Here is an 18,448-nt window from a genome sequence, read left to right as displayed (position 1 = left end):
ATTGCTTAACTCAAGTTCTTAGTTTGAGGTTTAGCCGCTTTTTTGATGGTGTAGTTGCCTTTAATTTTACGCCACAAACCGAATTTGGTGGTACTGGGGAACATCACGATTCGTCGAATCTGTTGTAAATCTTCATGTAGGGCTACCGGTCCAGAGTCGGTGGCGACAGTGTAGGTATAGCCCGCTTGTTTCGCCAGTCGTTTTGTTTGCTCGTTATGGTCGCCATAGGGGTAGGCAAAGCTATAAAGGGGGCGCTCAAGTAAGCTTTCGAGTTGTGCCTTGTTGTACGCGATCTCATGCTGTTGTTCGGCATGACTGAGACTGGCCAATTTGGGATGGTTCACGGTATGTCCGCCGATCTCAACATAACCGCTGCGGTCGATGTCGCGCAGTTGTTGTGGACTCATCAGTTCAAAGCGTTGGTCGGGCTTACTGGGATGTTCTACATCCCAGCGATTATGATCGGTGCCGGTGACAGCGTAGATCATTGCCTTAAATTGATACTTTTTGAGCAGTGGTAGTAATAAATCGTAGTTGTCTTTAAAACCATCGTCAAAGGTAAGAATGATGTAGCGTTTGCCGTGGTCGAAACGATGGTCTAAACCGATTTCATCTAATTGCTGGAAAGTGATCGGGCTTAAACCCATGCGCTGAATCGTTTGAAAGTGTTGCTCCAAACGCTCCAAAGTCACATAAGTGCCATACACCCCGTGTTGGCTTGGATCGTTGTGAATCACCCGGTGATACATGATGATCGGGATTTCGCGTTTCTTGGTGTATACATAAGCACTTTGATACAACTCAAGCAGTCGTTGAGTCATTTTCTCTAAGGAATATTGTTCGGTGATTATTTGGTAAACTTCTTCATCAACTTTGGGTTGTTTGAGCGCACTTCGTAGTTGCTTGGCTAATTGAGGGTAGTCGATATCGAGTTCGGTTTTCCCTCCGTCGGCAACATCACCAAAATTGCTGGCCATGGCCGATGCTAGATTGTCTACCGAGATTAAACCGATGGCATTTGCTTCGCCGACCGCAAAAACTGGTTTTTGGCACATTAAGGCTTCCATGGCCACCCGTCCTGCCCCGATGACTAAGTCTGCTTGGCTGATGGTTTGGCGAATATTGGCGCTATAGCCGCAAAATTTTACTTTAGTTTTAAATTTATCGAAGATTGGATCGATTTGACTACCGCTGATCACTTGAACTTGGTTTGCCGCTAAATCAATGCATTGTTCCAGTAGTTGATAGACCAATTGGCCCTTGGGGCCGGTTAAACGACCAATAATCTGAATTACCGGTTTGGCCCCGTGATTCGCTGCTAAGGGTTTGAATACTTGACTATCGACGCCATTGCGCAGCACGCTGACCTGTGACTCGGCGACACCCAAATCACGGACGATTTGTCGGGCGATATTTTCACACACCGCGACAGCATGATATCCCAAGGCATGGAACTTTTTGCGTGAGCGATGTACCGGCTGTCGTCCATGAACGGTGGTGATCATTGGCGTATTGGTGAGTCGGCAGGCAACATAAGCAGACCAACCCGAAGCGCGACTATGTGCGTGAACTAACTGTATTTTATATCTAAAAATTAAATAGATAAGATAAAATACATGCCATACTCTTCTAGGTAGACTGCGTTTATTGAAACGTAACTTGAAATATTGCCCTTGATGGGGAGAATTTAAGGTGTCAGAAACATAGAATACTTTATGCCCTCGTTGCGCTAGAGTATTACCAACTTGAGTTGCGTAGACTTCGGCTCCAGTCACTTCGAGCTGTGAAAGAGCCATCAAAATATTCATAAATGCGTGAAACCTTATGGTGAATTGACGCATATTCTACAGAACTGATTTGCTTACGCCTAGTGGTAGTATTAAAGGCTCTTTCTACGCCTAGTGAGTCAACCAAAACAGAGAAGGACGGTTGTTTATTTTTGTGAGTACGTTACTAAAACGAATAGGGTTGATAGCAAGGCTGAATCAACTTTGCTATGCGGCTGTGTTGAGTTTACTGCTTATTTCACAAGCTGCCTTGGCTCGGACTGAACGAGTATTATTACTGAATTCTTATCCGGCGGGTTTGCAGTGGGATGCAAGCTTTGAGCAAGGTTTGCGTGATCAATTAGCGGAACGTTCCATATGGTTTTTTAATCAGCGTGTAGAAGCGGAGCTGAATCCCAATCAATCTTCATACAGCGCAGCGCAGCTCAATATGCTTAAGCAAGTCATTCTTTATTATCAGTTTGATTTGGTTGTGAGTGTTGGTGAGCAAGCTTTAAAGTTGGCCTTAGCCTTACAAAATGAAGGTACGCTGCAAGCGCCATTGGTTGCCGCGGGTGCCGATTTGGACGCCTACACCGGACCTCGTAAGGCGATGTTGACTGGGATCCACGAACAGCAAGCGGTACGTGAAAATCTATTGTTGATCAGGCAATTGCTCCCCGAACTTGAATCTTTGCACTTAGTGCTCGACAAAAGTGCCATTAGCCAACGTATTGCGGAACGTTTTAAGCGCTTAGCCGAACAATTTGGTATTTCCTATACCATTTGGCAAGATATGGATTATGAGGAACTCAAAGCAAAAACCTCGCAGTTAACCCCTAAACATGCCCTGCTACTTGGGATGTTGCCGTCCTCGCTTACCGGAAACAGCAAACTTAGTCAGCAGAATCTGCAAGCTTTATCATTGGCTTCTCGGGCGCCTATTTTTAGTTTATGGGATTATGCGATTGGTGATGGCGTCGTTGGTGGAATGGTCTCTTTACCAGATCAGCTCGGTGAAGCGGTTGGTGTGATGGTTGGGCGAGCTTTACAAGGAAGTGATGTAAAAGAGATCCCGATTCGGGCTCGTAGTCCGCAGCTCTATCTTTTTGATTATGCCCAATTAACTCGTTGGCAGATGTCTAAATCGAATCTGGCAAGCGATGCAATTTTTATCAATCGACCCGCTTTCCAGGCTTGGTTACCACGTTATCAAGCGAGTGTTATTCTTAGTAGTGTGGTGTTGTTGCTGTTGCTGTTGCTGATTTGGGTGATGCGTCGCCGGCTCCAGAGTAAGCAATCTTTGCAGGCAAAGCAGCAGCAACTCTGCTCTGCATTTATTAATACTGAGCAGGCTTGCGCTTTACTGGATGAGCAGGGTGTCGTGCTCATGATGAATCCGGCATTGATGACTTTATTAGGTGAGAGAGCGAAGTATTTAGTGGGGAATCCCTTGCTCTCCAGCCAGTTTTGGCAGCATCAGCAGGCCCTAGCGCAACGTTTGCGAGAAGGCTTTGCTCAGTGTTTACAAGGCAATGTCGTTCATTTTAATGCAACTCTATTACTCGCCAGTGAAAACCTATTATACGATTTTGTGATTAGTCCTCAGTTTAAAGCGGCGCAGCAGGTCGAACAAATGGTCTTAGAGCTGAGAAGCCTTCATTTAATGGAGTTGCAATATCAGCAGCTCACTTCCAGTGAACGTCATTATCGAGCGATGTTTGAGCATAACCCTGCGATGTTAATGCTGTTGAATCGTTTGGGGGTGATTGTTTTTTGTAACAGAATGCTCGCCGATCACTTAGGCTTTTCTCGCAAGCAATTAGAGTTGTCTCAATTACGTAGTTTGTATGGTGACGCCGATTTACAAACCTCATTGCTTCGCTATTTAGATGGGATTTCGGACCATATTCAGGTACGAGAAGTCCGCTATCGAACTCGAAATGAGCAAGGTTTGTGGTTTAAGGAATCCATCCTCAAAATAGCCAATGAAGATAGCTTTATTGTCTGTTGTGAGGATATTACCACCACTCGTGATCTGACTCAGAAACTTGATTATTACACCAACTATGATTCACTCACGGATGTTTATAACCGCACGTTTTTTGAACGCAGGTTAAGTACGTTGTTGCAGCAATCTGATTCGTGTCAACATGCACTATTGGTGATAGATTTAGCCCAGTTTAAAGTGATTAACGATACCTTCGGCCATAATTCTGGCGATCAGGCATTAAAACAGGTTGCTGGCGTACTGGAACAATTGCTGACAGGGTCAGCAATTGTGGCTCGCTTGGGCAGTGATGAGTTTGCTATTTTGCTTGAACAGACCGATCAGCAGAGCTGTCTCGATTTTGCTAACTTGTTGATTAAGAGCCTGAATGATACTCACTATGTGTGTGATGAGCGTATGTTTAGTTTTGGCTGTAGCATCGGTTTGACTTTATTTGGGCACTACCAAGCTTCTGCACAACAGATCTTAACTCAAGCAGATAAAGCCTGTTTTACCGCTAAGTCTTTAGGGCGCAACCGAGCTTACTTATATCAAATGGGTGACCAGATGTTGTTGGAGCGTCAAGGGCAGATGGAATGGGTCACGCGTATTCAAAAAGCCTTGCGAGAGGAGCGTTTTTTACTTTATGCCCAGCCGATTGTTCCGGTCTCAGCTGTTGATGAAGACTATCTACATTATGAAGTCTTAATTCGCATGATTGATGAAGATGGCCGAGTTGTGCCTCCGAGTGCGTTTTTACCCGCGGCTGAGAATTATAATCTAGCAGAACAAATAGACCGTTTGGTGATTGCGAAAAGTTTGCAATGGTTGGCGGTTAATCCTGGTCATCTCACTCGTTTAACGATGTGTTCGATGAACCTCTCGGGTCAGTCTTTAGGGAATCGCGAGTTTGTTGAGTGGTTACTAGCAACGTTGGAAGAGTGTGCTTTACCAATGAATAAACTGTGTTTTGAAACCACTGAAACGGTCGCTATTTCTAATTTTAATGTTGCGACAGAGTTCTTCAATAAAGTTCGTCAGTTAGGTTGCAAAATTGCCCTGGATGATTTTGGCTCCGGTCTCTCTTCCTTCGGTTATTTAAAAAATCTGCCGATCGATTATCTAAAAATTGATGGTATTTTCATTCGCGATCTAGAAAACGATAGTATGGATGCCGCGATTGTTAAGAGTATTAATCAAGTTGCGCATGAGATGGGTAAAAAAACGATTGCTGAATTTGTTGAAAATGAAGCAATCAATCAAATCTTACTCGAGATTGGCGTGGACTATGCCCAAGGCTATCATTTTGGTCGGCCGGTGCCCATCGAGATGTTCGTGCTTAACTAAAATGACCATAAGGCTGTTAAACTAGGTCTATTGCCGAGTTTGGGAGAGTGTTAGGTGAGTCAAATTCAGCCTCGTATTTTTTGTGAAGCATCTGCTGATGGTGGATATGCTCAGCGTTTAATTGACGGTTTTAACTTACAAGTTTGTTCGCAACAACCAGAGCAGGGGTTTTGTTTGATCTTGGATCAACAGACCTTGTATTTACGCTGGTGTGATGAAGCCAAATTAGGAGACATTTCGGTCGATTTTTTGGCAGGGCGAGCGGCCCATCGTCGTCACTATGGCGGCGCCGAAGCCGTGAGTAAAGCTGTGGGCGTGAAGAAGGGGCTGCGGCCTACGGTGATTGATGCGACAGCGGGCTTAGGTCGGGATGCTTTTGTTTTGGCTAACTTAGGATGCCGAGTCACCATGGTTGAGCGCTCTCCTTGGGTTGCCGCTTTGCTGGCAGATGGCTTACGCAGAGCAAAAGCTGATCCTGAAATCGGCGCTTGGGTCGCAGAGCGGATGCAGTTGGTACACGCGAGTAGTATTGATGAGTTGCAACAACTTGGCCTAGAAGCCGAGGTGGTTTATCTTGATCCGATGTATCCCCATCGTAAAAAATCGGCGCAAGTTAAGAAAGAAATGCGAGTATTTCAGCAACTCGTTGGGGCCGATCTCGATGCCGATTTGTTGTTAGATCAAGCATTGGCGGTTGCCAGCAAGCGAGTGGTAGTGAAACGTCCGAGCTATGCGGAGCCTTTAGCGGGAAAGGCTAGCCATCATCAGCTAACAACCAAGACTCACCGTTTCGATATTTACGCTTTGTCCTAAGGGCAGAGGTCCATTTAGCTTGGCTGTAGCGATGGCTTACATGCTGCTTATTTATGATATTTATGCATTTTTAAATGTCATTTTGCTTGTTTTTTGGAAGGGATGTTTCCAGTTGACGATGAGCTCAGTGCTCTTGAGTGCAAGGTTTGTACGGTTAATAGATATTAAATTAGCTTCATTGATCTAGGTCACTTTAATGGCAACTTTAAGTGAGCTTGATCTAGTTTCTTATGATTTTAGGGGAAAAAACTTGCATCAAGAAAACGCTATCATTACTCTAAATACATCGCGCTAAGGATTGGCGCGATAAAGAAATAAGATCTGACCTTTGTTGACCGACAGAAAATGGGAGAGGCTATTAGCTTCTCCTTTTTTTCGTCTTTTTTATGTGTTTGCCTCTTCAGTTCTTGCTGCAACAAGGTCGCGGGACATTTTAACGTAGGCAATTTGGTGCTTGTAGAATACTTCGCTGTCGACGTGAAAGCCAAAACTTTGATAAAAGGTGATGGCTGTATAGCGGGCGTCAAACCAAAACGTATTGAATTGCGCTTGGTTTTGTTGTTGTTCGATTAGGTAACGGAGCATGGTGCTTCCAAATCCGCGGTTTTGATATTGCTCTAAGCAAGCAAATTTACGTAAGCGAACTTCTCGTTGACTAACAAATAGCGAGGCTACAATGACTAATTTTTGTTCAAGCCAACCACCAAAGTGCAGCCCTTGTTGATCTTCGGCGACACGACAGAAGTTGATATCATGTTGAGGCCATAATACTTGCTGGCGAATGGCCAGCGTTTGTTCACTGGTAATCGCTTTAATTACAATCATCGTTTTAGTCGACTCAAATGAGTCCCCCTTAATTTTTCACTCATGATCTAATACTGTAGCTCTGGATCTCATTCAAGCTTATCAAGTCTGGATGGCTGGCGGGCCAAAACGATGCGGGTATAAATGCCTACCGCGTTGGCAATTATACGGCTTAATACTTGGTTCTGGTGAACCTTGTTTTCTCATGACTTTATTGATCAGTCCACTATTGGCAAGGATATCGCCGTTGCGTCGTTCATTGAATGGTTTGTCTGGTTTGCTTGCAGTGGCATCGATGACTCCTTTAAGCATATTAATGCGAGTAAGCTTTAAGGATAACTGGGAGCGACAACCAATTTGGCCTTACTTTTACGCTGTGCTTTTTGTTGGTACATGGTCATATCGGCGCGATAAAAAAGTTGCTCGGCGTCGCGACAGCTATTGGTGTTGGCACAGCCAAAGCTTATCCCACTATGTGCCGCACCATTGAGTTGAATAACCTTGTCTACGATACTGAGTTTCTCTTGAAGTTCGCTCGCAGAAAGCTGGCTGGAAAAAACCGCAAATTCATCCCCGCCGATCCTAAATAGTTCAACTCGATCAGTTAACACCATATTTAAAGCTTCGGCGGCCAGTTTGATTAAGCGATCTCCTTCTTGATGTCCCGATTGGTCATTCACAATTTTTAAATAATCGATATCAATTAGGGCTAGGCAGCAGTTTTGCTCGCCAGTAAATGTGAGTTGTTGACTCACATATTCGTTAAAGGCATAGCGATTTTGTAAGCCTGTTAAGGCGTCTAGTCTGGCTGCGTCACGCTCCAGGTTGAGTTGTTGGTTCACTTTCAATGACTCAAGCACTAAGCGTTTAAATTTATAGTGTAATGCCAGCGACATGCTTAAGCCGCTTAAGGTACAGCAAAGTAATAATAAAATATCGGTAGCGAGTAAGGTCGTGGTGTCTTTGGGGATCACTGATAACACGATTAGCAGTGCAGGTACGATTAATAATAGGGTTGGTAAAATGAATGATCTTGCCTGCTCAGAACCTTTTCGCCAACAGACCATCGCACTGACCAGCGTGAGCGTTATCCATAGTAGGATTAAGTTGAAAATGATCACGACGGTATAGTTCAGCCAAATTGTGGTGGCGGGGATTGCCAGTAGGCAAAGCGCGATTAAATACCGACTGATTAACCATAACCGCGGCGAGTATCGTTGGAGATCAAGAAAACGACTATAAAACAATACGCTGAAAACTGGAATTGTGAGCAGTGGTAACAATTGTATGCTCAGTGCTCGTAGATTAAATAAGTGAACGGTGACTTGAAAAACCAAGGCTAAAGAAATAGTTATCGCTAGCAAGTAAGCGCTAAAAAGGGCAAATACTTTGTCTTGCTGAACAATACTGACAGCGCCGTTATAGATTGCCAAAATCAGTAAGGCCCCTAAGCAGAGGGTAATTAAACTCGCCCGTTGGTGGTATAACTGGCCTAGTTCTGCTTTGGGCGCGAAATTAAGTTGCGGCTGCTCGGTATAATAGTGACTTGATACACGGGCGATGAGCCAATAACCTCCCAAAGTTGGCGTGTCAATATGTCGGGCATAGCTGAACAGATATTCGTAAGGGTGCAAATAGCCGCTGCTAAGATGGCGGAGCTGGTTACCTTCAGAGTAAAGATAATAATCTATATTCTCGATATTGGGACCATCGACGCTGGCGAGCCATTGATCTGCTTGCTGGATATTGAGTTGCTTAACTAACCAGTAGCTGCCACCCGTTAAGGCGACCCGATTCACCTCGGTTAAACTATCAAGCCAATGGGGAATATTTGCGTAGCGATGCGGCAATACTTGCTGATCTTCGGCAATATAAATATGTTGAGCACTGCTCTTGAGTGCTGTGGCAGCATTGGCGTAATCAGATAACAACACGATCACTAAACCCAACGTGGCGAATAGGCGAAAAATAGGCATAAATGTTTGCGTCGACGATCCCTGTACCAACAAAACTATAAGTAGCATAGAGCAAACAGCGCGAGATGGTAAGCCCTGATGCATATTGTCGCTATATAAACAAATTCTATTAACTTTTTGTTGATAGAATTTGTTCAGTTTCGTTGCGGTGGTGGTTCGCGATTTAACTGCCTACGCCGCACTCCATACAGGCATCGATCATTTCTGGGCCAAGGTGTAATTTGGCATTGAGGTCACGTAAGGCGGTGCGTAAACCTTCTTCGATGACCGGGTGATAGAAGGGCATGTCTAGCATCTGTGATACCGTCATTTTTGCTTGATGTGCCCAGGCGAGTAAATGCGCTAAGTGTTCAGCGTTGGGGCCGATGATTTCTGCGCCTAAAAAACGGCCAGTGCCTTGTTCACCATATAAGTGAGCGAGTCCCTGATTGACCAACATCACTCGGCTACGCCCTTGGTTTTCAAAGCTGACACTGCCGATCTCAAAGCAGCCGCAGTTACCCAAGCGTTGTTCAATATCGCGATAGCTTTCACCCACCATGGCGATTTGCGGATCGCTAAATACTGCTGCAATTGGACTACGACGTAAGCCTGCTCTGATATTTTTACCACGGCCTGCGTTATCGCCAGCAATTTTTCCTTGGTCTGCGGCCTCATGCAGCAGTGGAATTTGATTACTGGCATCACCCGCAATAAATATATTGCTAACAGAGGTCTGCAAAGTGTAGTGGTCGGCTACTGGGACGCCACGGGTATCCAATTCAATATTTAGTTTGTCCAAGCCCAGCTTATCGGTGTTGGGTCGGCGACCCGTCGCGGCGATTAAATAGTCGACCTCGGTCTCTACGCTTTGACCTTGTTGGTCTTGATAACGTAACTTTACTCCCTGCTCACTGCGTTCAATTAAGCTTACTTTTGCATCGCTATCTAAATAGAATTCATTACCATAAACTATATTCGCATACTCAGTGAGCGCGGGGTCGCTGAGCGGACCGACCGCACCACCAACACCGAACATGAGAACCTTTACTCCTAAGCGATGCAGCGCTTGGCCTAATTCTAAACCAATCACACCTGGGCCGAATACTGCCACTGATTTTGGGAGGCGGTCCCATTCAAAGATGTCATCATTAATTAGTAAACGATCGCCCAAGGCCTGCCATGCCGCCGGATAAGCGGGGCGAGAGCCGCTCGCGATAACAATTCGTTTGGCTTTAATAATCAGAGTGTCGCCGTTGCTATGGCTCACCCTCAGGTGATGTTGGTCGACAAATTCTGCATAGCCATCGATTTTGTGTTCCGCTTCGATGCCGTCGACCGATTCTAAGACAAAACTAACAAAGCGGTCTCGTTCGGCTTTTACTCTTTGCATGACGGCAAAACCATCGATCTTGGGTTTTCCTAAGTTGACGCCAAATTGGGCCGATTTGTGGTACTGGTGAGCATTTTCTGCGGCCGCGATTAATAATTTACTAGGCATGCAACCGACACGCGCGCAGGTCGTGCCGTAGGGACCAGCCTCAATCATCACTACCGAGCTGGTATGTTCTTTAGCGGCACGGTAGGCAGCTAGGCCAGCAGTACCTCCGCCGATAATGGCGACATCAACGGTTTTGTTGGGTTTTAATTGGGACATCTTCACGACCTATAAATCACTGATAATGGAAGAAAATGCAGACGAGTTACGAGACACGCCTGCGGATAAGGCTTAGGCCAAGTAGGCTTCTAACTCTTCGCTACCGCCAATGTGTTGGCCATCGACGAATATTTGTGGAACGGTGCTACGTCCACTGAGGGCCTTCAGACTAACGCTGGTCGCATCCGCGCCAAGTACCACTTCTTCATAGCTTAAGCCTTGTTGCTGCAAGAGCTGTTTAGCCTTGATGCAGAATGGACACCCCGGTTTGGTGATGATACTAATCGCCGCGGGTTTTTTGGCATCACAGTTAATGTAATGCAACATGGTATCGGCATCTGAGACTTCAAAGGGGTCGCCAGGAACGTCAGCTTCAATGAACATTTTTTCGATCACTCCATTCTTAACCAGCATTGAGTAGCGCCAGCTGCGTTGACCAAAACCGAGGGCTGTTTTGTCGACTAACATGCCCATGCCTGCACTGAATTCACCGTTGCCATCGGGAATGACGGTGATGTTTTCTGCTTCTTGGTCGGCTAACCAAGCATTCATCACAAAAGTATCGTTGACACTGAGGCAGATAATATCATCCACACCATTGTCTTTGAGTACACTCGCTAGCTCGTTGTAACGAGGTAGATGAGTTGAAGAACAAGTCGGGGTAAAGGCACCCGGTAAAGCGAATACCACCACTGTTTTATCTTTAAACAGTTGCTCGGTGCTAATGTCTACCCAAGCGTCGTTTTGACGGGTGTGAAAAGTAACGCTGGGAATAGTTTGGCCTTCGCGATTCTCTAACATGGGTCTCTCCAAATTTGATGAATAAGTGTGTTCGTTTGATAGGTTTAGTATCAAGCTTCAGGGTTAATAAGTAAAAACGATTAGATCTATCCTTATGATAGCTATTAGCTATCGTCTTGTGTTTGATTAATCAGCTTAACAAGTTTGTTTGTAGATACTTAGTTTTTGGGGTAATTATTTCAATTATCGAAGATGGTCAGGCGCGTTGATTTTTCGGCATTATTTTATCTAGTCATGCGGGCTGGTAGGACGCAGGCAACTCGTCATGAATGTTGTAAGTAACATTCATGACGAGCGGATTCTATTGATCGCTCAGAAGCAAGCCATCAAGCTTTTTTAGATGACTTTGCTCGATAAACGATGCGCATCATTAGGATGAGCAAGTTGTACTTGAGATGAAAAGCCTTATCGAGTGTTCGATAAGGACGCCCCACCGAACAATGTGGTGGGGCGGAACCGAAGTAAAATGGCTTAGTTGTCTAAGTCACCGCTTTGAATACGTTCGCTGCGCGCGCGCAGGTATTCAATGGTGAACAGTAGCATCGCGGAAATAACGATCAACAAGGTTGCCACCGCGAGGATGGTTGGATTGATCTGTTCTCGCAGACCAGAAAACATTTGCCTTGGAATGGTGCGTTGCTCGGGGCCAGCTAAAAACAGGACCACGACCACTTCATCGAAGGAGGTGATGAAGGCGAACAAAGCACCCGAGATGACGCCAGGGCGGATCAGCGGCATGATGACTTTGAAGAAGGTAAACATGGGTTTGGCGCCTAAACCTAAAGACGCGTTCACTAGCGAATAATCAAAACCGGATAGGGCAGCGTTCACCGTAATCACCACAAAGGGCGTCCCCAAGGCTGCATGCGCCAAGATCACGCCCATATAGGAACCAGCCAGATTAAGCTGGCTATAGAAGAAGTACATGCCAGCCGCGGTGATGATCAGCGGCACAATCATTGGCGATAGTAAAATCGCCATCCAAAGTCGTTGCCAAGGCATCGCTGGATTACTTAAACCGATGGCGGCAAAAGTGCCTAATACGGTCGCGATAAGGGTGGCAAAAATACCGATCACAAAGCTATTCTTAATCGCTAATAGCCATTTGTCATCGTGTAAAATCTCGGCGTACCACTTCAATGAATAGGCCTCGGGGTCGAGGGCTAACATGCCTTCAGTAAAGGTGAAAAAAGGCTCCACATTAAATGATAAGGGAATGATCACCATAATCGGCAACATTAAGAAAGCTAATACCAGCAGTGAGCTGAGACGCAGACCATAATGTGCCGAGATATGCCAAAAGGTAAAGTATTTCGGGTAACGACTCATAGTTTAGCCCAACTTAATGTTACTGACCCCGATCAGGCGGTCATAGATCCAATACAGCGCCAAAATTAACGCTAATAATAACGAGCCCAAGGCTGCGGCGAGTTCCCAGTTATTTGACGATTGCATATGGAAGGCAATGATATTGGAGATCATTTGTCCTTCGGTACCACCGACAATTGCAGGGGTAATGTAGTAGCCAATTGAAATGATAAATACCAGTAAGGCTCCCGCGCTGACTCCGGGCACGGTCATCGGTAAGTAAATTTTAATGAAAGCTGGTAGTGGTTTAGAGCCCAAAGAAAGCGCCGCTCTATAATAGCTTGGGTCAATATTTTTCATCACGCTATATAGAGGCAAAATCATAAAGGGCAGCAAGATATGAGTCATCGCTATGATTGTTGCTGATTGGGTATACAGCAACTCCAAGGGTTCATCGATAATGCCTAAAGTTTGTAGGATTGAGTTCAGTACCCCATTGGTTTGTAAAATCGCAATCCATGAGGTAGTACGCACTAATAGCGAGGTCCAAAATGGCAGGAGTACAAACACCATTAAGCGGTTGGCTATTTTACTGGGTGCATTGGCCAAGTAATAGGCCAAAGGATAGGCTAATAATGCTGTTAATAAGGTAATAATCAGCGAAATTTTTAGGCTTTTCCAATAAAGCTTTAGGTAAATCTGAGTGTCTCGTTGTGCAATTTCTCCCGCTGAGTCGCGTTTTAAGTCGAAAGCGGTGAGGTAGTAGCTGTCGGTAAAAGGTTGTCCGGCTTTTTTGACTGCTCGCCATAAATAAATGTCGTGCCATTTTTTGGAACTGGATAATAGGAATTCGGCACCGTGCTGTTGTAGCTCACTCAAGTCTTTTTTCTTGAGTTTACGCGCGGTTGATTTAATTAAACTGGAGCTGCCGGGTTTAAGCCGATTGATTTCTTCCGCTAATTTTCCTGATAAGCGTTGATTGGCTAAGTCTTGCAATTCGATGGCAAATTGTTGGATGATTTCTGGCTTCGGTAATTCTTCACTGGTTTCATCCCAATGTTTCATCTCACTCAAGGTGAGTGGCACCAATTGGCTGACCGCAGGATGATAAACACTGCGATAGAGCATCGAAGCTATTGGTGCGATAAAGGTGATAAAGATAAATATTAATAAAGGCATGGTAAAGGCTAGCAACAAGCGTTTTTTACGCTTGAGCATTTTCTTACCGGCTAAGATCTCTTCCACGCTGAGACTGTTTGTTTCCATCTGTACCTCTATGATAAGAGACGAAGGCTAAAAGCCTTCGTCAATCTAGTGATTACTTCAACAGCCACTCATTGAATTTTTCGCCTAAAGACTCACCGTAGTCAGCCCAGAAATCGCCTGACGCTTTCAAACCTTCATCGAGGTGAGAAGAGGGTAGTTTAGGGATCACTGCCTTATCAACATAGGCATAAGAGGAGTTACGGGTTGGACCGTAGGCTACTTCTGGCATACCACTGAGCGGTTTAGAACTAGTGGCAAAACTCACGAAGTCTAGCGCGAGATCTTTTTTCTTGGTGCCTTTCACAATGGCCCAGACATCTAGATCGTAGAGGTGGCCATCCCAAACCATTTCAAAGGGTTTCCCTTCACTTTGAATGGCATCGAAGATCCGGCCATTTGCTGATTGCACCATGACCGCGCCGCCGTCATTGAGGAGTTGTGGCGCTTGTGACCAGCTGTCGAACCAGACGATATCATCGGCAATCGTTGCCAGTTTGGCGAAGGCTCTTGCTTGTCCTTCTTCAGTTTCTAGAACGTCGTAGACTTTGTCTTTAGGCACGCCATCGGCAATCAAAGCCCACTCAAGATTCACCTGAGGACGTTTACGTAGGGCGCGTTTACCTGGGAATTTCTTGGTATCAAATAAATCAGCGATGGTACTTGGTGTACCGCCCTTGATGGTGTCGTCACTGTAGGCGTAGAGTACGGTCCAAACAATGTTACCCACACCACACTCGTTGGCTAAGGCCGCTTTGCTAAAGTCTTGCGCTGCGGGTGTACCGTCATCACCTGGAGGGAGTTTGTCTTGAGGAATGACCTCTAATAAACCTTCGGAACAGGCTCGTTCTAAGTCGATCACTTCGATGTCGACAACATCCCAAAGGATATTACCACTTTCGACTTGGGCTTTAATTTCTGCAATACCACCCGAGTAGTTTTCAAATAATAGTTTGTTTCCAGTTTTAGCCATATAGGGGTCTAACATGTGCTTTTGCTGAGCGGCGCCATAGGCACCACCAAAAGACACCACAGTGAGTTGGTCTGCACTGGCAAACTGACAAACCGAAGCTAGCGCGAGTGCGGGGAGTAAACGTTTCATAGGTACTATCCTTTTACCATTCGTTAAGTGCTTGGGGGTGTATCAAAAGCTAAACCGTCATTGACCGACCAAGTGAGTTTGGTCATGCTGCCAGTCGCTATTTTGGGGGCGTCGTGATCATTCAATACTTTTACCATCAGCTCAGTTTTATCGCTGAGTTTGAAGAAGTAACGAATAAAGTCACCGACGTATAATAGGGTGATAAATTCAGCTTCAATGAGATTGTCGAATTGATGCTTCTCACTGAGGATGAATAGGTTTTCTGGGCGAACCGCGAGTATGCAATCTTCTCCAATTGCTGGGCAATCCATCGCTCTGCCTGAAACCACTGTACCATCACTTAGTTTTACTTTGGCTAAGTCTTGGCTGCGTTCTAACACGGTTCCTGCTAAGTGGTTATTTTCACCAATGAAGTCGGCAACAAAGGCGTTGCTAGGACGTTCATAAAGGATATCGGGAGAGGCACATTGTTGCACCACGCCATCGTTGAATACTGCAATGCGATCTGACATGGTGAGCGCTTCGGTTTGATCATGGGTGACATAGATTGCAGTAAAACCAATGGATTCGTGCAAACGTTTAATCTCAAACTGCATCTGCTCTCGTAGGTTTTTATCTAAGGCTCCTAAAGGTTCGTCCATTAAAACGATGGACGGTTCAAAAATTAGCGAGCGGGCCAAGGCTACTCGTTGTTTTTGACCTCCAGAAAGATGCCCTGGGTAGCGCTTACCAAAACTTTCTAGTTCAACCAACGCTAAAGAATCGGCCACCCGGCGCTTGATTTCTTCACTGGGTAATTTTCGCACCATCAAAGGATAGGCTAGATTTTCAGCAACGGTCATGTGAGGGAACAGCGCATAATGTTGAAACACCATGCCTATATTGCGATTGTAGGGGGCGACGTTGGTGATGGCTTCACCATTCACTAAAATTTGTCCACTGGTGACATCTTCAAAGCCAGCGAGCATCATTAAGCAGGTAGTTTTACCAGAGCCTGAGGGGCCTAGGAGGGTGACAAACTCACCTTTACGGATATCTAAATTAAAGTTTTTAACCACTAAACTACGTTGATCGTAGCTTTTTTTCACATCGACAAAGCGCACATATTGTTGGTCGTTGACCGGCTCGCTCATACACAGATCCTTTTGCTAAGAGCTTATTGCTTAGATAAAACCTATCAATCAAGCTTTACCCTTAACACAAGCGTAACAAATAATCGCCTAAATAAAAGTGCAAATTTTCGTCACTTGACTCTCAAAGTTGAAGTTTTTATCTGCATTTGAGTAAAAAGACAGTTAATTACTTTGTGTTATCTATTGATAGGCCAATACTAAACTTTTGTCCAGACGTGATTTATTTTTAGCGCCTAATAATTGTTCGAAATGAACACCTTTGAGAGGTGTTAGAAAACTGTAAACGGGCTTGAATAAAGCCAATTTTAGTCATCAATGTTGACGGCGGAAATTTTTGGGCAGCGCCAGCGATTGATTGCTGCAGGACTGTTGATGATTCATGTCAATGAGGATACTTCATGGGCCTTGCTGGCTTCATCGATATAGTCACCCTAAATTAATCCTCTTTAGCGAAGATGATGAAGTAGGAAATCCACCGCAACTCGTATTTTAGGTATTTGATACTTAAGCCCTTGATATAACAAATATATACCGGTGGATTTAGCCGGAGTAAGACAAATTTTGGGGCCAACACTGAAGCTCATCAAGCTACCCTCAGCCAGTTGTTTGCTGATCCCCCATTCTGGCAATAGTGCAATACCTTCGCCTTGGATCGCCGCATTAACGATGCTTTTGCCATGATTGCTAATTAAGCGGATGGGGGGCTGCAATGTCTGCCACGCTTGCTGGGCGTCGATATACATCCAAGGGAGAACTCGCTCGGGGCTACGATAACGCAAACTAGGATGTTGGTTGAGATCTTGCGGGCTGGTGGGTTGACCTTTTGTGGCGAGGTAGTGTGGTGCTGCGCACAATACAAAATCATTATTCGACAGCTTTTTCGCGACAACCCGCTCGTCGGGGGCGAGACCACTGCGGATAGCAATATCTATCTGGTCGCGGCTTAAATTTGCTAATTGGTCGCTAAAGTGTAGATCCAGAATAATGTCGGGATAAAGTTGCGAGAACTTGCTTAATATTGGTGTTAAACACTGCTCACCGTAGCTCGGCATTGCACTAATGGATAGTAGGCCACTGGGATGCTGATTCTGTTGCTGGATCAGATCTTCGGCGTCATTCAGTTGCAGCAGGGCAGGTTTTATTTGTTGGTAATACAGCGCCCCCAATTCCGTCAGCTTTACTTGCCGGGTGCTACGCTGTAACAGCTGTTGCTGAAGCATGGCTTCTAAATCGCTAATTCGTCGAGAGACCGAAGAAGGGGGGACTGAGAAGGCCTCCGCTGTTTTGGTGAAACTGGTCGATTCGGCAATATGGGCGAAATACTGTAGTGCTCTGAGCTTATTCATTGGTTTATTGTTGTCGGAAAGACAATAAAGTTTAGCTTAAGTAGCTGTTTATTCCAATGCTAAGGATTATTTATAATCATTCTTGATAACAATATAGTATGAACGTCATTTATTCATTTAGGAGCTTTTATGACTAACTATCAGTCGATTCATTTGGTAAAACGTCCTTCTGCAACGATAGAAGCAAACTGTTTTGAGCTTCGCGAACATCAAGCTCAGCCGCTGCAAGCCGGCGAGTTTCGAGTCAAACAAACTCATATGTCTTTAGATCCTGCGATGCGTGGTTGGATGAGTGCCGATACTGAGAGTTACATTCCACCCGTTGGTTTGGGTGAGGTGATGCGTGCCAGTGGGATTGGTGAAGTGCTTGAGTCCTTGCACCCTGATTTTCCGGTGGGGGCGATGGTGATGGGCATGTTTGGCTGGACTGAACAGACGGTTAGTCAAGGCAAGGGGGTGAATATTATTCCTTCAGGTTTGTCGGCAGAAGCAGTATTAGCGGTATTAGCGCTGCCAGGGATGACCGCTGCGCAGGGTCTATTAGAAATTGCTAAGCCCAAGTCGGGAGAAACCCTATTAGTGAGCGGTGCTGCGGGCTCGGTGGGTTCATTGGTTGGGCAACTTGCTAAAGCCGAGGGTTTACGAGTGATAGGTGTTGCAGGTAGTGATGAAAAATGTCGTTGGTTAGTGGAAGATTTGGGCTTTGATGGCGCGATTAACTATAAAATCGAAGATGTTGCGCAACGGGTGGCTGCGTTAACGCCAGCCGGCGTTGATATTTATTTTGAAAATACCGGTGGCGCGATCCAACAAGCGGCAATGGATAACATGAATGCCTTCGGTAGAATCGTGGTTTGTGGGATGATCTCGGACTATAACGCAACAACCCCTTCAGCTGGCCCTAACTGGATGACGATTATTAAGAAGCGTTTAACCATTCAAGGTTTTACCATGCCCGATCATTTACATCGTGCACCGCAACTGATGCAACAGGTGGCTGGGTATTTACAAGCGGGCCAACTGCAATACCGAGTTCATGTATTAGAAGGTTTAGTTTCAGCTATCGATGGAATTAATTTGCTGTTTAATGGGGAAAACCAGGGCAAGCTGCTTGTGAAGTTGTGAGGGCGAAAGCAAAGCCGAGTGATCTCGGCTTTGCTTTA

At 45.4% G+C, this 18,448-nt stretch carries 13 protein-coding genes; 3 read left to right on the top strand and 10 right to left on the bottom strand.

From position 1 onward, the window contains the following. Positions 1 to 5 precede the first annotated feature (5 nt). Positions 6 to 1,808, bottom strand: a complete 1,803-nt coding sequence (locus tag ACRRS1_RS21825) for a polysaccharide deacetylase family protein (protein ID WP_432468751.1) — start codon at positions 1,806 to 1,808, stop codon at positions 6 to 8. Positions 1,809 to 1,941: 133 nt separating this feature from the next. Between ACRRS1_RS21825 and ACRRS1_RS21820 the strand changes: the two genes are divergently transcribed. Together ACRRS1_RS21820 and ACRRS1_RS21815 are read left to right on the top strand one after the other, a co-directional pair. Further along, positions 1,942 to 5,103 carry an ABC transporter substrate binding protein gene (locus ACRRS1_RS21820; RefSeq protein WP_432468752.1) on the top strand — a complete coding sequence of 1,054 codons (3,162 nt, stop codon included), beginning with the start codon at positions 1,942 to 1,944 and terminating at the stop codon, positions 5,101 to 5,103. Between the two features lie 120 nt (positions 5,104 to 5,223). Further along, positions 5,224 to 5,916, top strand: a complete 693-nt coding sequence (locus tag ACRRS1_RS21815; RefSeq protein WP_432468968.1) for a class I SAM-dependent methyltransferase — start codon at positions 5,224 to 5,226, stop codon at positions 5,914 to 5,916. Between the two features lie 384 nt (positions 5,917 to 6,300). On the opposite strand, the gene ACRRS1_RS21810 is transcribed toward ACRRS1_RS21815, so the two are convergent. The 9 genes from ACRRS1_RS21810 to ACRRS1_RS21770 form a co-directional block, all read right to left on the bottom strand. Beyond that, positions 6,301 to 6,741, bottom strand: coding sequence for a GNAT family N-acetyltransferase (locus ACRRS1_RS21810; RefSeq protein WP_432468753.1), 441 nt, complete (start codon positions 6,739 to 6,741; stop codon positions 6,301 to 6,303). A gap of 308 nt (positions 6,742 to 7,049) precedes the next feature. Then, positions 7,050 to 8,696 (bottom strand): diguanylate cyclase domain-containing protein, encoded by a 1,647-nt coding sequence (locus ACRRS1_RS21805; RefSeq protein WP_432468754.1) that lies wholly within the window; start codon positions 8,694 to 8,696, stop codon positions 7,050 to 7,052. A gap of 163 nt (positions 8,697 to 8,859) precedes the next feature. Beyond that, positions 8,860 to 10,332, bottom strand: coding sequence for a dihydrolipoyl dehydrogenase (locus tag ACRRS1_RS21800; protein ID WP_432468755.1), 1,473 nt, complete (start codon positions 10,330 to 10,332; stop codon positions 8,860 to 8,862). Between the two features lie 72 nt (positions 10,333 to 10,404). Continuing rightward, positions 10,405 to 11,133 carry a glutathione peroxidase gene (locus tag ACRRS1_RS21795; protein WP_432455416.1) on the bottom strand — a complete coding sequence of 243 codons (729 nt, stop codon included), beginning with the start codon at positions 11,131 to 11,133 and terminating at the stop codon, positions 10,405 to 10,407. A gap of 471 nt (positions 11,134 to 11,604) precedes the next feature. Continuing rightward, positions 11,605 to 12,462, bottom strand: a complete 858-nt coding sequence (locus tag ACRRS1_RS21790) for an ABC transporter permease (protein ID WP_432455417.1) — start codon at positions 12,460 to 12,462, stop codon at positions 11,605 to 11,607. A 3-nt stretch (positions 12,463 to 12,465) separates the two neighbouring features. After that, positions 12,466 to 13,707, bottom strand: coding sequence for an ABC transporter permease (locus tag ACRRS1_RS21785; protein ID WP_432455418.1), 1,242 nt, complete (start codon positions 13,705 to 13,707; stop codon positions 12,466 to 12,468). A 52-nt stretch (positions 13,708 to 13,759) separates the two neighbouring features. Then, a complete protein-coding gene (locus ACRRS1_RS21780; protein WP_432455419.1) occupies positions 13,760 to 14,806 on the bottom strand; it encodes an ABC transporter substrate-binding protein in 1,047 nt (348 codons plus the stop codon). Positions 14,807 to 14,829: 23 nt separating this feature from the next. Further along, positions 14,830 to 15,939, bottom strand: coding sequence for an ABC transporter ATP-binding protein (locus ACRRS1_RS21775; RefSeq protein ID WP_432455420.1), 1,110 nt, complete (start codon positions 15,937 to 15,939; stop codon positions 14,830 to 14,832). Positions 15,940 to 16,385: 446 nt separating this feature from the next. Further along, positions 16,386 to 17,285, bottom strand: a complete 900-nt coding sequence (locus tag ACRRS1_RS21770) for a LysR family transcriptional regulator (RefSeq protein WP_432455421.1) — start codon at positions 17,283 to 17,285, stop codon at positions 16,386 to 16,388. Between the two features lie 129 nt (positions 17,286 to 17,414). Here ACRRS1_RS21770 and ACRRS1_RS21765 point away from each other — a divergent pair, with 129 nt between their 5' ends. Next, complete coding sequence (locus tag ACRRS1_RS21765; RefSeq protein WP_432460471.1) at positions 17,415 to 18,410, top strand: NADP-dependent oxidoreductase; 996 nt, start codon at positions 17,415 to 17,417, stop codon at positions 18,408 to 18,410. The last annotated feature ends 38 nt before the right edge of the window (positions 18,411 to 18,448 follow it).

Origin of the sequence: Agarivorans sp. Z349TD_8 (assembly GCF_050870825.2) — a bacterium.
In the GTDB taxonomy this organism is placed as follows: Bacteria; Pseudomonadota; Gammaproteobacteria; order Enterobacterales; family Celerinatantimonadaceae; genus Agarivorans.
The sequence above is the reverse complement of the archived record's forward strand: the minus strand, read 5'-3'. Positions and strand labels throughout refer to the sequence as shown.

Coding starts and splice junctions, on each gene's coding strand:
- ACRRS1_RS21775 (WP_432455420.1), bottom strand. CDS start 15,939: ATGAGCGAGCCGGTCAACGACCAACAATATGTGCGCTTTGTCGATGTG.
- ACRRS1_RS21805 (WP_432468754.1), bottom strand. CDS start 8,696: ATGCCTATTTTTCGCCTATTCGCCACGTTGGGTTTAGTGATCGTGTTG.
- ACRRS1_RS21765 (WP_432460471.1), top strand. CDS start 17,415: ATGACTAACTATCAGTCGATTCATTTGGTAAAACGTCCTTCTGCAACG.
- ACRRS1_RS21810 (WP_432468753.1), bottom strand. CDS start 6,741: ATGATTGTAATTAAAGCGATTACCAGTGAACAAACGCTGGCCATTCGC.
- ACRRS1_RS21825 (WP_432468751.1), bottom strand. CDS start 1,808: ATGAATATTTTGATGGCTCTTTCACAGCTCGAAGTGACTGGAGCCGAA.
- ACRRS1_RS21780 (WP_432455419.1), bottom strand. CDS start 14,806: ATGAAACGTTTACTCCCCGCACTCGCGCTAGCTTCGGTTTGTCAGTTT.
- ACRRS1_RS21785 (WP_432455418.1), bottom strand. CDS start 13,707: ATGGAAACAAACAGTCTCAGCGTGGAAGAGATCTTAGCCGGTAAGAAA.
- ACRRS1_RS21790 (WP_432455417.1), bottom strand. CDS start 12,462: ATGAGTCGTTACCCGAAATACTTTACCTTTTGGCATATCTCGGCACAT.
- ACRRS1_RS21770 (WP_432455421.1), bottom strand. CDS start 17,285: ATGAATAAGCTCAGAGCACTACAGTATTTCGCCCATATTGCCGAATCG.
- ACRRS1_RS21800 (WP_432468755.1), bottom strand. CDS start 10,332: ATGTCCCAATTAAAACCCAACAAAACCGTTGATGTCGCCATTATCGGC.
- ACRRS1_RS21795 (WP_432455416.1), bottom strand. CDS start 11,133: ATGTTAGAGAATCGCGAAGGCCAAACTATTCCCAGCGTTACTTTTCAC.